A 12,599-nucleotide genomic window follows, 5' to 3' on the forward strand; every position below is an offset into this window, starting at 1 on the left:
GAGTCACTCCATGCGTAGCCCGCTGATTGCTGCCACCCTTGGCCTGCTGTTATTGGCCGACGTGGCCCAGGCCCACACTCTGGTAGCCACCAGTAACATGATCATTCGCGCCTCCCAGCGCACGCTTGATTTCACTTCCGATACCACCACGTCCATCCGCGATTCGAAGATCGTTCGTGAAGCCCACGACGATGCGGCCAGTTTCGTCGCCAGCGAGGGTGAAATCCGTGGTGCACACCTGGAGGCGGCCTTCGACACCTTGCGCACCCGCGTACCGGAAGCCCGCGACGCCAGTGATCAGGTTCTCGCCGAAGCCATCCTCGCACTGTGAAATCACTAAGCGCCTGGCTGCTGGCCGGGGTCGTGTTGCTGCTCGGCAACACGGTTCAGGCCAGTCTGCAATTACGGCTCAAGACCGACGGCCTGAGCCCCGCGCAACAGCAGGCCAGTCAGGCGCTGCTTGATGAAGCCATGCAGGCGTTACCGCCACGCTTCATCGAGCAGCTGGACCGACGCATCGATGTCGGCTGGACCGACAACATGCCGAGCAATGCCTATGGCCAGGCATCGCTGGTGTCTGAGCTCGACCTGAATCGCAACCTGCTCGCCAGCCTCACCGACGGCAGCGCCGCGACCAAAAAAACCTATCGCCCCCACGGCACCGTGCGCCAGGAAATGCTCGCCACGGTGTTGCATGAGCTCACCCACATCTACGACCGCGCACGCCTGTGGCCGGACGCCGAACGCACACTGATCCAGCGCTGCACACAACGTAACAGCAGCTCCGGGCTGATCGGCATCCCGGATCAGTGCCGCGGGCAGACCGACCGACGCTGGACCCTCAGCGACGACCCTCGCCTGCTCGATCTGGCCGGCTGGCCGCAATACGTCGGTCGGCGCGGCGAGCGCGAGCAGCACAACCGGCAGATTGCCCGCAGCCCGGACATCTACGAGACGAGCAGCCCGAAGGAGTTCGTCGCGGTCAACATGGAGTACTTCCTCCTCGACCCAAGCTATGCTTGCCGTCGCCCTGCACTGTATCGCTACTACAAAGAACACTTCGGCTGGGCGCCCGCCGCCAAAAACACATGCGCCCGATCATTCGCCTTCCTCAATGCAGGCAACGATTTCGCCAAACAGCCCTTGGGCCAGGTCGATCCGGAACGGGTGTATGCCGTCGACTATCTGCTGGCAGAAGCCAACCAGAACTGGGTCAGCCGCTGGGGTCACAGCATGCTGCGACTGGTGATCTGCGCGCCCGGTCGGCCTCGCGGGCCGGATTGCCGCCTCGATCTGGATCAACATCTGGTGCTGTCCTACCGTGCTTTCGTCGGTGACGTGCAGTTGTCGAGTTGGGATGGGCTGGTGGGTAAATACCCATCGCGCCTGTTTGTGTTGCCGCTGGCCCAAGTGATCGACGAATACACCAAGACCGAACTGCGCAGCCTGGCCTCGGTGCCACTGAATCTGTCGCGTAGCGAGATCGAAGACGTGGTGGAACATGCCGCCGAGATGCACTGGAGTTACGACGGCAATTACTTCTTCCTGTCCAACAACTGCGCCGTGGAAAGCCTGAAACTACTGCGCAGCGGCAGCAATAATACCCAGCTGACAGGGCTCGACAGCATCATGCCCAACGGCTTGCTGGAAGTGCTCAAGGGCCGCGGACTGGCGGATACCCGTGTGCTTGACGACCCTCGCGAAGCATTACGCCTGGGCTATCGCTTCGACTCCTTCCGCGATCGCTATCAAGCGATGTTCGAGGTGCTGAAAAAGCATTTGCCGATCAAGCAGGAAAAGGTCGAAGACTGGCTGGCATTGAAAGCGGATGAGCGCCGCAAATGGATTGACCAGGCTGATTTGCGCACCAGCGCGGCATTGCTGCTGCTGGAGCAAGCCAGTTTTCGCCAACAAATAGTGTTGGCCCAAGACGAAGTGAAACAACGCTACCTGGGCGCTCGGGAGTTGAACAACGGCGGCATGGATAAAGCCAACGCAACCTTGCAGCAGATTCTCGCCAACAGCGGCTTCCTCAGCCGTCCGGCCGAACTGCTTGGCACTGGTGGTTATGGCTTGCCGCAGCCGAACGAGTGGACGCGCCTGGAGTCAGAAAGCAACTTGCGCCAGAAACAGCTTCAAGCGCTGACCGGGGACCTCGACAAGGAAGTGCGAGCACTACTCGATCCGAGCCGCGCGGCTGAAATGGCCGCCAACGAAGAGAACCTGAAACAGGTTGGCGAACATTTGAGAAAGTTGCACAAGGCCGCGGGTGGGTTGGAGTTGCCCTAGTTGAAACATCACGGGCTATGTAGCAGCTGCCGAAGGCGGCTGCTACATAAGTCGGGGGTTGCCTGTTGAGATCCGGTCGATCAGTAGAGCACCCCTTCGAGAATTTCATAAACAATCCCGGTCCCTATGGCGATCAGCACAATGTCGCCGCCCGCACGGCGCCACTCATAACCCGGATAATGCGGCAGTCGGCCCAACGCACGGTTATCCAGGCGCTCGCCGTAATAACCGTGGGGCAGCGGCCGGCCACGGACCAGATGAATACCCGGGGGTGGCGGCGCACCGCGCACAAAATAGCCATGGTTGTCGTGGATAGTCTGGCGCACCGGACCGAAGTCCCGTGGTGGACCGCCGTGACGATAGTCATGCGGGCCCCGGTGATCGTCGCCACGATTGTCGTACTGGCCCTGCTGCGGGCCGCCGCGGTCGTGATCGTCGCGCTGATCGGCGCTGGCGTGCAGCAACGGCGTCGCACTGAGCATCAGCACACCCAGGCTGGCAATCAGACGTTTGGGCATTTTCATCGGGTCTTCCCTCACTGCACATACAGCAAAAAGGGCTTCAGAACGTAGTCCTGAAGCCCTAGGTCTTGCTATTTAGTCTGTGCGGTGCGGCGCTAATTCCTCTGTATCAGGAACTTTACCTTCAGCTGACCCGCGCTTTACGCACGCCGTCGGACAAAGCCGCGCACAGGCTGAGTACGCCCTCCACAGCCTGATCCGGCGTTGAGGCATTGGCGATGTGATCGATCAGCGCCGACCCCACCACCACACCATCAGCCAGACGTGCGATGGCCGCTGCCTGCTCCGGTGTGCGAATACCGAAGCCGATGCTGATCGGCAGATCGGTATGGCGACGCAGACGGGTGACGGCTTCTTCGACATGTTCCAGAGTCGCCGCGCCCGCACCGGTCACACCCGCCACCGACACGTAGTAAACAAATCCGGAACTGCCATTCAGAACGGTCGGCAGACGCACGTCGTCAGTCGTCGGAGTGGTCAGACGGATAAAGTCCAGACCCGCCGCCTGTGCCGGGTCGCACAACTCAGCATTATGCTCCGGCGGCATGTCGACCACGATCAGGCCATCGACACCGGCTTCTTTGGCTTCAGCGATAAAACGTGGCACACCGTACATGTGAATCGGGTTGAAGTACCCCATCAGCACTAGCGGGGTCTCGCTGTTGCCTTCACGGAACTCGCGAACCATTTGCAGGGTTTTCGCCAGGTTCTGTTTGGCGCCCAAGGCACGAATGTTGGCCAGCTGGATCGCCGGGCCGTCGGCCATCGGATCGGTGAAGGGCATGCCCAACTCGATCACGTCGGCACCCGCACCGGGCAAGCCTTTGAGGATAGCCAGGGACGTGTCATAGCTCGGGTCACCGGCGGTCACGAAGGTCACCAGGGCGGCGCGGTTCTGTTCCTTGAGTTCGGCAAAACGCGTTTGCAGGCGGCTCATCAGTGTTTCTCCTGCTTGGATTGCTCTTGTTGAGAGTGTTCCATGTGGTGCATCACAGTTTGCATGTCTTTGTCGCCACGGCCGGACAGGTTGACCACCATCAAGTGATCTTTGGGCAGGGTCGGTGCGCGCTTGAACACTTCGGCCAAGGCGTGGGCGCTTTCCAGTGCAGGAATGATCCCTTCCAGGCGGCAGCATTTATGAAACGCGTCGAGGGCTTCGTCGTCGGTCACCGAGGTGTACTGAACGCGGCCGATGTCATGCAACCAGGCGTGTTCCGGGCCGATGCCTGGGTAGTCGAGACCGGCTGAAATCGAGTGTGCGTCAATGATCTGGCCATCGTCGTCCTGCAACAGGAACGTACGGTTGCCGTGCAGCACGCCCGGCACACCGCCGTTAAGGCTGGCCGCGTGCTTACCGGTTTCGATGCCATAACCGGCGGCTTCGACGCCGATGATCTCGACACTCTTGTCATCGAGGAACGGGTGGAACAGGCCCATGGCATTGGAACCACCGCCGATGCACGCCACCAGACTGTCGGGCAGACGGCCTTCCTGGGCTTGCAACTGCTCACGGGTTTCCTTGCCGATAACGGCCTGGAAATCGCGAACCATGGCCGGGTACGGGTGCGGGCCGGCCACGGTGCCGATCAGATAGAAGGTGGTGTCGACGTTGGTCACCCAGTCACGCAGGGCTTCGTTCATTGCGTCTTTGAGGGTGCCGGTGCCAGCGACCACCGGGATCACTTCGGCGCCCAGCAGCTTCATGCGAAACACGTTGGCTTGCTGACGCTCGATGTCAGTGGTGCCCATATAGATCACGCATTCGAGGCCGAAACGCGCGGCCACGGTGGCAGTCGCCACGCCGTGCATGCCGGCGCCGGTCTCGGCGATGATGCGTTTCTTGCCCATGCGCCGCGCCAGCAGGATCTGACCGATACAGTTGTTGATCTTGTGCGCGCCGGTGTGGTTCAGCTCTTCGCGCTTGAGGTAAATCTTCGCGCCGCCGCAGAACTCTGTCAGGCGCTCGGCGAAATACAGCGGGCTTGGACGTCCGACGTAATCACGCTGGAAGTAGGCCAATTCTTCTTTGAATGCCGGATCTTCCTTGGCCGCTTCGTATTCGCGGGCCAGATCGAGGATCAACGGCATCAAGGTTTCGGCGACGTAGCGGCCACCGAATGCGCCAAACAGGCCGTTGGCGTCGGGGCCGTTGCGCAGATTAGTCTGGGTCATGGGTCGCTCCAGTTGTATTCGAGAGGTGACGATGGGTTTCACTCTACCCCTGACATCCCATGCTGAAAACCGATAAGATCGCCGCAACCTGTCAGGAAAACTCACAGATCCCATGAGCCATGACCTCCCCCCGCTGAACGCGCTTCGCGCCTTCGAAGCCACAGCCCGGCTGAACAGCGTCAGCCAAGCCGCCGAACAGCTGCACGTCACCCATGGCGCGGTCAGCCGGCAACTCAAGGTGCTGGAAGAACACCTCGGCGTGAGTCTGTTCATCAAGGATGGACGCGGCCTTAAACTCACAGATGCCGGCGTTCGTTTGCGCGATGCCAGCGGCGAAGCCTTCGAGCGTTTGCGCAGCGTTTGCGCCGAGTTGACCCAAAGCACCGCCGATGCGCCGTTCGTGCTCGGTTGCTCGGGCAGCCTGCTGGCACGCTGGTTCATTCCGCGTCTGGGACGACTCAACGCGGACCTGCCGGATCTGCGTTTGCACCTGTCGGCTGGCGAAGGCGATCTCGACCCTCGGCGGCCCGGCCTGGACGCCTTGCTCGTCTTTGCCGAGCCGCCATGGCCGGCAGACATGCAGGTCTATGAATTGGCCAGCGAACGCATCGGCCCGGTCATGAGCCCGCGATTCATCGGCTACGAAAGGCTGCAGAACGCACCGGCAAATGCACTGTTGACCGAACCTTTGCTGCACACCACCTCACGCCCGCAAGCCTGGCCGAGTTGGGCACAGCAAAGCGGCCTCGACGCCAAGGCGCTGAAGTACGGTCAGGGTTTCGAGCATTTGTATTATTTACTGGAGGCGGCTGTGGCCGGGCTCGGCGTGGCTATCGCACCCGAGCCGTTGGTGGCCGAAGACTTGAAGGCCGGTCGCCTGGTTGCGCCATGGGGCTTCCGTGAAACCCCGGCGCAACTGGCGTTGTGGCTACCCAAGCGCGCCGCGGACGGGCGCGCTCGGCAACTGGCGCAATGGCTTAAAAACGAACTGCGCCAGACACCTTAATGACCGCGCCTGACCAATAAGAAGGCCGCAAGCAGGCCCAATGCACCGACAGCGACACCGGCGGTCGTCCAAGGGTGTTCCTGGGCATAGTCACGTGTTGCGATCCCGGTTTCGCGGGTTTTGACCTTGACCTCTTCATAGGCATCGGCGAGCAGGTGGCGCGAATGTTTCAGCGCGTTCTCGGCGTTGCTTTTCAGCGTTTTCAGGGTTCTACGCGACTCGTCCGAGGCGTCGTCCTTCAGGCTTTCCAACGATTTCAGCAGACTCTCGATCTCGGCTTCCATGCTTTGCAATGAGGCTTTGCGTAACGAGGTGTTGGCCATGATGGCTCTCCTGCATTGTTGATGAGTGGCGTGTGTTGGTTGGGACTTCAGGGGTTCGAGAAAGTGCAGTAAATCTGAACTTCTGCCGAGGATTGGTCGACAGAAGTAATCAGAAAAATCACTGCTAGGCTGTATTTCACACCCTTAGGAGAACGCCATGACTGACCATCACACCTACAAAAAAGTCGAGCTGGTCGGCTCGTCTACCTCCAGCATTGAAGACGCCATCAACAACGCCCTGGCCGAGGCCAGTAAAAGCCTCAAGTACATGGAATGGTTTGAAGTGACCGAAACACGCGGGCACATCAAGGACGGCAAAGCGGCACACTTCCAGGTGACGCTGAAAGTCGGGTTCCGGATTGCCAGCAGCTGAGTTTGAGCTAGTCTTCTGAACTTGCGCGCTGGCCGAATGCCATAGGGAAGGGCAAAAGCGCTACATGGCGAGCGCATCCGGTCGACGACTGGATGCCCTCCCCCTCATTTATCCGACCAGGGAGTGCACCCCATGAAGAGGTTTATTTTGGCGGTAGGTTTGTTGAGCCTTGCGGGAACAGCCTTTGCCCAAGGCAAACCGTGCGAAGAACTGAAAGCCGAAATCGCAGCGAAACTGGATGCCAAGGGTATTTCCAATTACTCACTGGAGATCGTCGACAAAGGCACTGCTACCGGTGGAAAAGTCGTCGGAAAATGTGAGCAGGGCTCCAAGGTAATCGTTTACAAGCAAGGTTGACCGCCCTTAAAAATGAAAAAGCCGACGCGATGGCGTCGGCTTTTTTGTGGGTGCCGTTTAAGTGTCAGCCCTTCATGACCTGCGCCAACAGTTCATAGGAGTGCACGCGATCGGCATGTTCGTACAGGTCACAGGTGAAAATCAGTTCATCCGCCTGGGTCTGTTCGATCAGCACCTCAAGCTTGGCGCGGATTTTCTGCGGGCTGCCGACCATGGCCAGCCCCAGAAAATCACCGACCGCTTCTTTCTCATGGGGCAGCCACAGGCCGTCCATGGTCTTCACGGGTGGGCGTTGCACCAGGCTCTGGCCCCGCATCAACGCGAGAATCCGCTGGTAAACCGAAGTGGCCAGGTAATCAGCCTGCTCGTCGGTGTCTGCGGCCACCAGTGGCACGCCGAGCATTACGTAAGGCTTATCCAACACCGCCGAAGGCTTGAAGTGGTTGCGGTAGACGCGAATCGCCTCATGCATGAAGCGCGGTGCGAAATGTGAAGCGAAGGCGTAGGGCAAACCGCGCTCACCGGCCAGCTGCGCACTGAACAGGCTCGAACCCAGCAACCAGACCGGGACATTAGTGCCGGTGCCCGGCATGGCAATGATTCGCTGGTCCGGTGTCCGCGGGCCGAGGTAGCGCATCAGTTCGGCGACGTCTTCCGGGAAGTCATCGGCACTGCCGGAACGCTCACGGCGCAAAGCGCGGGCGGTCATCTGGTCGGAGCCGGGCGCGCGCCCCAGGCCCAGATCGATCCGACCCGGATACAGACTTTCAAGGGTGCCGAACTGCTCGGCGATCACCAGTGGAGCATGGTTGGGCAGCATCACGCCCCCCGAACCGACGCGTATGGTCGAAGTGCCGCCGGCCAGATAGCCCAGCAGCACCGAGGTCGCCGAGCTGGCGATCCCGTCCATATTGTGGTGTTCGGCGACCCAAAAGCGGTTGTAGCCGAATTTTTCGACGTGCTGCGCCAGGTCCAGGGAATTGTGCAAAGACTGGGCCGCACTGCCGTTCTCGCGCACGGGCACCAGATCGAGGGTCGAAAACTTGATCTCAGACAGTCGTTTCATAAACCTGCTTCTCCAATGGGTAAGCAGGTTTTTCACTAACGAAAACCTGCCGAGTCTATAAGCGTGTTCTATGCAATGAGGGCATATACCCGAGTTTCAATAGACGAGACAAAATTCCTACGCGATTAGGGGACTGATCAGATGAGGTGAACTTTGCCTGACGGTCTATCCTCAGAACCCTGGTAACCGAAAACCACGAAGGCGCGACGTTTCGCGCCGGATCTTGAGGAGGCAGACATGGCTATCACAAAGAAAGCATCGGCTCATTGGGAAGGTGACCTGAAAACCGGCATCGGCTCGATCTCCACGGAAACCGGTGTACTCAGAGAAGCCCCCTACGGCTTCAAGGCCCGTTTCGAAGGCGGTAAAGGCACCAATCCGGAAGAGTTGATCGGTGCGGCCCACGCGGGCTGTTTCTCCATGGCATTTTCAATGATTCTCGGCGATGCCGGCCTCAAGGCCGACAGCATCGACACCAATGCCGAAGTCACTCTGGACCAGGTGGACGGCGGCTTTGCAATCACCGCAGTGAAACTGATCCTCAAGGCGAAAATCCCTGGGGCGACCCAGGCGCAATTCGAGGAACTGAGCAACAAGGCCAAAGAGGGCTGCCCGGTGTCCAAGGTTCTGAATGCGAAAATCAGCCTGGATGCGACGTTGGTCAGCTAAACCAATAAAAAATCGCAGCCTTCGGCAGCGCCTACAGGTCAATCGATGCAGGCGCAGCCGTAGGCTGCGATCTTTTTTGCGCAGAAACAAAACCTGGCTGGCGTAATTGTGGTCGAATAAATGACAGCAGCTTTAGCGCATTACTGTGCGCGCTGCCTCAAGGGAGCTTCAACCATGAAACGTTTTGCCTTGGCGGTTATCTGTTGCATGTTGGCCACATCGGCTCTCGCGGCACCGAAATCCTGTGAGGAGCTCAAGTCCGAGATCGAAGCCAAGATCCAGGCCAATAACGTCTCGTCCTACACCCTGGAAATCGTCACCAACGACGAAGTGCACGATAAGAATATGGTGGTCGGCACGTGCGAATACGGCACCAAGAAAATCATCTACCAAAAAAATGACAGTTGATTCGCCTCACATGAGGCAGTAGCTCTCGCGATCTTCGGCGACAATCTCCCGCTTGGCGTTATACAGCCGGGCGCTGGGGGTGAACGCCATGGAGCGAGCTTCCAGCAGATAACGCTGGCCAGCTTCGAAATGGTCGTAATTGATGGTCAGGTAGCATATTCGCTCCAGAGGAGTGTTCAGCAAACCCGGCCCCCCGCCAAACACTTCAAAGTCAAAACGTACCCTGAGCTCATGACTACCCGGGGTGACCTGAAAGTAACGGCCATCGCTCAACCGCTGGTTGTCCAGACGATCGGCCATCAGCAGTTTCCCGCCGGGAACTGGCGTAGCGAAGTCGACCCAGGCCATCTGCGGATTGACCGCCGGCAACGGACTCGTGCAGCCGACAAAGGCACCTGCAGCGAGCAACAGCAACAACCTGCGCATGATCAATATCCCAAGGACTGATCATTCAGCATAGCGCCGATCAGGTGCGTTGGCAGCCCGCTGGCTTACCCTGCCCAATCACTTTTCGCTGCTGATCATAGAGCTTTGCCCACGGCCGAAAACCGATGTTCCCCGCTTGCAACTGATACCGCTGCCCGGCGTTGAAGTCCTTGAACTTCACATTCAGCTGGCAATCGCGCCACAGCGGCTCGGCGTCGGGGCCAATGTTGGTCGGCTGGACCGCGAACAAATAGCGAACCTTCAGCTCATGGCTGCCGGGCTGTACCTCGAAGTAACGCTTGTCGACGGAAGCCTTGTCATCGACTTTCAGCGCTTGCAGCGCGGCGTCTTGCTGTAATGGATCAAGATCGATCCGGGCCTGCGAAGGATCAGGGGTGGGCAATCCGGCACAACCGGCCAGTATCAGCAGGCCTCCCGTCAGCATCAACTTGCGCATAGCGGAGCTCCAATAGGCGGGATAGTCTTGCGGGCAGACTTTCCAGGGATGTTTTTATTTTGATCAGGCCGAGTCCAAGCCTTGGGTTACTTGATCGCGTTTTACGCATTTTGTTTCCGGGTGTGATTCTTTTGTTGCTCAACGGCTGTTCAAGCGTCAGCTATTACGGCCAATTGGCCAGTGGTCAGCTGCATCTGCTATGGGCGCGGGAGCCGGTTGCCAGCGTGATTGCCGACCCCGACCGCGATCGGCAATTGCGTGCGCGTCTGGCCCAATCACAAAAGGCGCGAACGTTCGCCAGCCAACACCTGCATCTGCCGGACAATCAGAGCTACCGCCTGTACGCCGACATCGGCCGACCGTTTGTAGTCTGGAATGTCTTCGCCACGCCGGAGTTTTCGCTGAAGCCGCAGACCCATTGCTTCCCCGTCGCCGGCTGCGTCGCTTATCGCGGTTTTTACAGTCAGAGCGCTGCCCGCGGTGAGGCCGCCTTGCAACGCCTGCAAGGTATGGACGTGTCGATTGGCGGCGTCGAGGCCTATTCGACGCTCGGTTGGTTCAACGACCCGATCATTAGCTCAATGATGAGTTGGGGCGACGAACGGTTGGCCACGCTGATTTTTCACGAGCTCTCCCATCAACGCTTCTATGTGAAGGACGACTCTGAGTTCAACGAGTCTTTCGCCACGTTTGTCGAACAGGAAGGCACTCGCCAATGGCGCGCATTCCAAGGCCTGCCACCAGATGATGGCGCGTTGGCGCGGCAGCAAGAACAGTTCATCCAGTTGCTTCTGGGCACTCGCACCAAACTCGAACAGCTCTACACCCTGCCGCTTTCTGCCGACCAGATGCGCGAGCGGAAAGCGGCAGCGTTCGAACAGTTGCGCCGTGAATACCGGACGCTGCGCGACAGCCAATGGGCGGGCAACAAACGCTACGACGCCTGGATCAACGCCCCCATGAACAACGCCCGATTACTGCCGCTTGGTTTGTATAACCAGTGGGTGCCAGCGTTTGCCGCACTGTTCAGGCAGGTCGATGGGGATTGGATGAAGTTTTATGCGGCCGTGGAGAAGCTGGGCACATTGCCGGTTGAGGAGCGTAAAGCGGCGTTGAGGGCGTTGGCAGGATCAGCGAATGCCGCTGGCTGAGCAGGCCTCTTCCGCGGGCAAGCCTCTTCCGCGGGCAAGCCTCGCACCTACAGGGGCGAGGTCGTGCTACCAGTCCGTAGGAGCGAGGCTTGCCCGCGAAGGCGTACTGATCAGCGCTGCAAAAACGCCTGATGCAACTCATCCAGCGTCTCGAAGTGATACGCCGGTGCTTGGCCGCTCAATTCTTCCCGGCTGCCAAACCCATAACCCACCGCCGCCGCGTCCAGCCCATTGCTGCGAGCACCGATCAGGTCATGCTTACGGTCGCCGATCATCAGCGTATTGGCTGGGTCGAGGCCTTCTTCGGCCATCAGGTGCGCAATCAGCTCGACCTTATTGGTCCGCGTGCCATCCAGCTCACTGCCGTAAATCATCTTGAAATGCTTGGCGAAGTCGAAGTGCCGGGCAATTTCCCGAGCGAAAACCCATGGTTTGGAGGTCGCGATGTACAGCTGTCGCCCTTGCCCGTCGAGGGTTTCCAGCAGCGGCGTGACGCCGTCGAATACGCGGTTCTCATACAGGCCGGTGACCTTGAAGCGTTCGCGATAGAAGTTCACCGCTTCCCAGGCCTTGGGCTCGTCGAAGTCGTAGAACTGCATGAACGCCTGCAGCAACGGCGGGCCAATGAAGTGTTCGAGCCTGGTCAGATCAGGTTCATCGATGCCCAGTTTGCTCAGGGCGAACTGGATGGAGCGGGTGATGCCTTCGCGCGGGTCCGTCAGCGTGCCATCGAGGTCGAACAGTACGGTTTGGTAATGCATGGAAATTCCTGAGCAATCGCGAGACGCTTTCCGTTATCAAGAGGCCTAGAGCGGGTCATAGCCTTCGGCCAGATGCAGGTCCTTGAGCTTCACGTAGTTCGCCGCGCTGTAGGTGAAAAAGGCCTTTTCCTTGTCCGTCAGCGGCCGGATCTGTTTCACCGGGCTACCGACGTAGAGGAAACCGCTTTCCAGGCGCTTGCCCGGTGGCACCAGGCTACCGGCACCGATGATCACATCATCCTCGACCACCGCACCGTCCATGACGATGCTGCCCATGCCGATCAGAATCCGGTTGCCCACGGAGCAACCATGAAGCATGACTTTATGCGCGATGGTCACATCGTCACCGATCAGCAATGGATAGCCATCGGGATTGAATGGTCCTGCATGAGTGATGTGCAACACGCAGCCGTCCTGCACGCTGGTGCGCGCACCGATTCGGATGCGGTGCATGTCGCCGCGGATCACCGTCAGCGGCCAGACGGAGCTGTCTTCGCCGATTTCGACGTCGCCGATCACCACCGCCGAGCCGTCGACAAAAGCGCCTTTGCCCAGCAGCGGCGTGTGATTCTGATACTTGCGAAGGGTCACGATAGGCTCTCTCTCTTTTGCTGATAGCT

At 59.3% G+C, this 12,599-nt stretch carries 17 protein-coding genes; 8 read left to right on the forward strand and 9 right to left on the reverse strand.

Going from position 1 to position 12,599, the window contains the following annotated elements; genetic code table 11:
• Positions 1–10: 10 nt before the first annotated feature.
• A complete protein-coding gene (locus J3D54_RS07625) occupies positions 11–331 on the forward strand; it encodes a DUF2388 domain-containing protein (protein WP_018927234.1) in 321 nt (106 codons plus the stop codon).
• Complete coding sequence (locus tag J3D54_RS07630) at positions 328–2,289, forward strand: DUF4105 domain-containing protein (protein WP_253417364.1); 1,962 nt, start codon at positions 328–330, stop codon at positions 2,287–2,289. The genes J3D54_RS07625 and J3D54_RS07630 overlap by 4 nt, the downstream gene beginning before the upstream one ends.
• Positions 2,290–2,369: 80 nt before the next feature.
• Here J3D54_RS07630 and J3D54_RS07635 read toward each other — a convergent pair whose 3' ends face one another.
• The 3 genes from J3D54_RS07635 to trpB all read right to left on the reverse strand — a co-directional run bounded on the left by J3D54_RS07635 (position 2,370) and on the right by trpB (position 4,982).
• A complete protein-coding gene (locus J3D54_RS07635) occupies positions 2,370–2,813 on the reverse strand; it encodes an anti-virulence regulator CigR family protein (protein WP_253417365.1) in 444 nt (147 codons plus the stop codon).
• Between the two features lie 121 nt (positions 2,814–2,934).
• Positions 2,935–3,747: a tryptophan synthase subunit alpha gene (gene trpA / locus J3D54_RS07640; protein ID WP_105342748.1), complete on the reverse strand. Its 813-nt coding sequence runs from the start codon at positions 3,745–3,747 to the stop codon at positions 2,935–2,937.
• Positions 3,747–4,982 carry a tryptophan synthase subunit beta gene (gene trpB, locus J3D54_RS07645; protein WP_253417366.1) on the reverse strand — a complete coding sequence of 412 codons (1,236 nt, stop codon included), beginning with the start codon at positions 4,980–4,982 and terminating at the stop codon, positions 3,747–3,749. Before trpB ends, trpA begins: the two co-directional genes overlap by 1 nt.
• 112 nt (positions 4,983–5,094) lie before the next feature.
• Here trpB and J3D54_RS07650 point away from each other — a divergent pair, with 112 nt between their 5' ends.
• Positions 5,095–5,988 (forward strand): LysR family transcriptional regulator, encoded by an 894-nt coding sequence (locus J3D54_RS07650; RefSeq protein WP_253417367.1) that lies wholly within the window; start codon positions 5,095–5,097, stop codon positions 5,986–5,988.
• Here J3D54_RS07650 and J3D54_RS07655 read toward each other — a convergent pair.
• Positions 5,985–6,311, reverse strand: coding sequence for a YqjD family protein (locus tag J3D54_RS07655; RefSeq protein WP_253417368.1), 327 nt, complete (start codon positions 6,309–6,311; stop codon positions 5,985–5,987). The two genes, J3D54_RS07650 and J3D54_RS07655, sit on opposite strands and share 4 nt — an antisense overlap.
• Positions 6,312–6,468: 157 nt before the next feature.
• On the opposite strand from J3D54_RS07655, the gene J3D54_RS07660 reads away from it, so the two are divergent.
• A complete protein-coding gene (locus J3D54_RS07660; RefSeq protein ID WP_008027736.1) occupies positions 6,469–6,684 on the forward strand; it encodes a dodecin in 216 nt (71 codons plus the stop codon).
• A gap of 132 nt (positions 6,685–6,816) precedes the next feature.
• Entirely contained in the window at positions 6,817–7,041 is a 225-nt protein-coding gene (locus J3D54_RS07665; RefSeq protein WP_253417369.1) for a DUF1161 domain-containing protein, read from the forward strand.
• Between the two features lie 64 nt (positions 7,042–7,105).
• Here J3D54_RS07665 and J3D54_RS07670 read toward each other — a convergent pair whose 3' ends face one another.
• Positions 7,106–8,107, reverse strand: coding sequence for an LLM class flavin-dependent oxidoreductase (locus J3D54_RS07670; protein ID WP_253417370.1), 1,002 nt, complete (start codon positions 8,105–8,107; stop codon positions 7,106–7,108).
• Positions 8,108–8,344: 237 nt separating this feature from the next.
• On the opposite strand from J3D54_RS07670, the gene J3D54_RS07675 reads away from it, so the two are divergent.
• Positions 8,345–8,776: an OsmC family protein gene (locus J3D54_RS07675; RefSeq protein WP_008152515.1), complete on the forward strand. Its 432-nt coding sequence runs from the start codon at positions 8,345–8,347 to the stop codon at positions 8,774–8,776.
• 174 nt (positions 8,777–8,950) lie between these two features.
• On the forward strand, positions 8,951–9,184 hold the full coding sequence (locus J3D54_RS07680; RefSeq protein WP_253417371.1) for a DUF1161 domain-containing protein: 234 nt from the start codon (positions 8,951–8,953) through the stop codon (positions 9,182–9,184).
• 6 nt (positions 9,185–9,190) lie between these two features.
• Here J3D54_RS07680 and J3D54_RS07685 read toward each other — a convergent pair whose 3' ends face one another.
• Both J3D54_RS07685 and J3D54_RS07690 read right to left on the reverse strand, forming a co-directional pair.
• The gene (locus J3D54_RS07685; protein ID WP_253417372.1) at positions 9,191–9,610 is read right to left on the reverse strand and encodes a hypothetical protein; all 420 of its coding nucleotides are present in this window, start codon (positions 9,608–9,610) and stop codon (positions 9,191–9,193) included.
• 40 nt (positions 9,611–9,650) lie between these two features.
• On the reverse strand, positions 9,651–10,067 hold the full coding sequence (locus tag J3D54_RS07690) for a hypothetical protein (RefSeq protein ID WP_253417373.1): 417 nt from the start codon (positions 10,065–10,067) through the stop codon (positions 9,651–9,653).
• A gap of 59 nt (positions 10,068–10,126) precedes the next feature.
• On the opposite strand from J3D54_RS07690, the gene J3D54_RS07695 reads away from it, so the two are divergent.
• Positions 10,127–11,218 (forward strand): aminopeptidase, encoded by a 1,092-nt coding sequence (locus tag J3D54_RS07695; RefSeq protein ID WP_253417374.1) that lies wholly within the window; start codon positions 10,127–10,129, stop codon positions 11,216–11,218.
• Between the two features lie 110 nt (positions 11,219–11,328).
• Here J3D54_RS07695 and J3D54_RS07700 read toward each other — a convergent pair whose 3' ends face one another.
• Positions 11,329–11,979 (reverse strand): HAD family hydrolase, encoded by a 651-nt coding sequence (locus J3D54_RS07700; RefSeq protein WP_253417375.1) that lies wholly within the window; start codon positions 11,977–11,979, stop codon positions 11,329–11,331.
• A gap of 45 nt (positions 11,980–12,024) precedes the next feature.
• Positions 12,025–12,570 (reverse strand): gamma carbonic anhydrase family protein, encoded by a 546-nt coding sequence (locus tag J3D54_RS07705; protein ID WP_253417376.1) that lies wholly within the window; start codon positions 12,568–12,570, stop codon positions 12,025–12,027.
• Positions 12,571–12,599 lie beyond the last annotated feature (29 nt).

Source organism: Pseudomonas sp. GGS8, assembly GCF_024168645.1.
Taxonomy (GTDB): domain Bacteria; phylum Pseudomonadota; class Gammaproteobacteria; order Pseudomonadales; family Pseudomonadaceae; genus Aquipseudomonas.

Bases quoted from the DNA above. Each gene is read 5' to 3' on its own strand.
- trpB (WP_253417366.1), bottom strand. From the start codon at position 4,982: ATGACCCAGACTAATCTGCGCAACGGCCCCGACGCCAACGGCCTGTTT.
- J3D54_RS07635 (WP_253417365.1), bottom strand. From the start codon at position 2,813: ATGAAAATGCCCAAACGTCTGATTGCCAGCCTGGGTGTGCTGATGCTC.
- J3D54_RS07655 (WP_253417368.1), bottom strand. From the start codon at position 6,311: ATGGCCAACACCTCGTTACGCAAAGCCTCATTGCAAAGCATGGAAGCC.
- J3D54_RS07690 (WP_253417373.1), bottom strand. From the start codon at position 10,067: ATGCGCAAGTTGATGCTGACGGGAGGCCTGCTGATACTGGCCGGTTGT.
- J3D54_RS07700 (WP_253417375.1), bottom strand. From the start codon at position 11,979: ATGCATTACCAAACCGTACTGTTCGACCTCGATGGCACGCTGACGGAC.
- J3D54_RS07685 (WP_253417372.1), bottom strand. From the start codon at position 9,610: ATGCGCAGGTTGTTGCTGTTGCTCGCTGCAGGTGCCTTTGTCGGCTGC.
- J3D54_RS07665 (WP_253417369.1), top strand. From the start codon at position 6,817: ATGAAGAGGTTTATTTTGGCGGTAGGTTTGTTGAGCCTTGCGGGAACA.
- J3D54_RS07660 (WP_008027736.1), top strand. From the start codon at position 6,469: ATGACTGACCATCACACCTACAAAAAAGTCGAGCTGGTCGGCTCGTCT.
- J3D54_RS07670 (WP_253417370.1), bottom strand. From the start codon at position 8,107: ATGAAACGACTGTCTGAGATCAAGTTTTCGACCCTCGATCTGGTGCCC.
- trpA (WP_105342748.1), bottom strand. From the start codon at position 3,747: ATGAGCCGCCTGCAAACGCGTTTTGCCGAACTCAAGGAACAGAACCGC.
- J3D54_RS07650 (WP_253417367.1), top strand. From the start codon at position 5,095: ATGAGCCATGACCTCCCCCCGCTGAACGCGCTTCGCGCCTTCGAAGCC.
- J3D54_RS07625 (WP_018927234.1), top strand. From the start codon at position 11: ATGCGTAGCCCGCTGATTGCTGCCACCCTTGGCCTGCTGTTATTGGCC.
- J3D54_RS07675 (WP_008152515.1), top strand. From the start codon at position 8,345: ATGGCTATCACAAAGAAAGCATCGGCTCATTGGGAAGGTGACCTGAAA.
- J3D54_RS07680 (WP_253417371.1), top strand. From the start codon at position 8,951: ATGAAACGTTTTGCCTTGGCGGTTATCTGTTGCATGTTGGCCACATCG.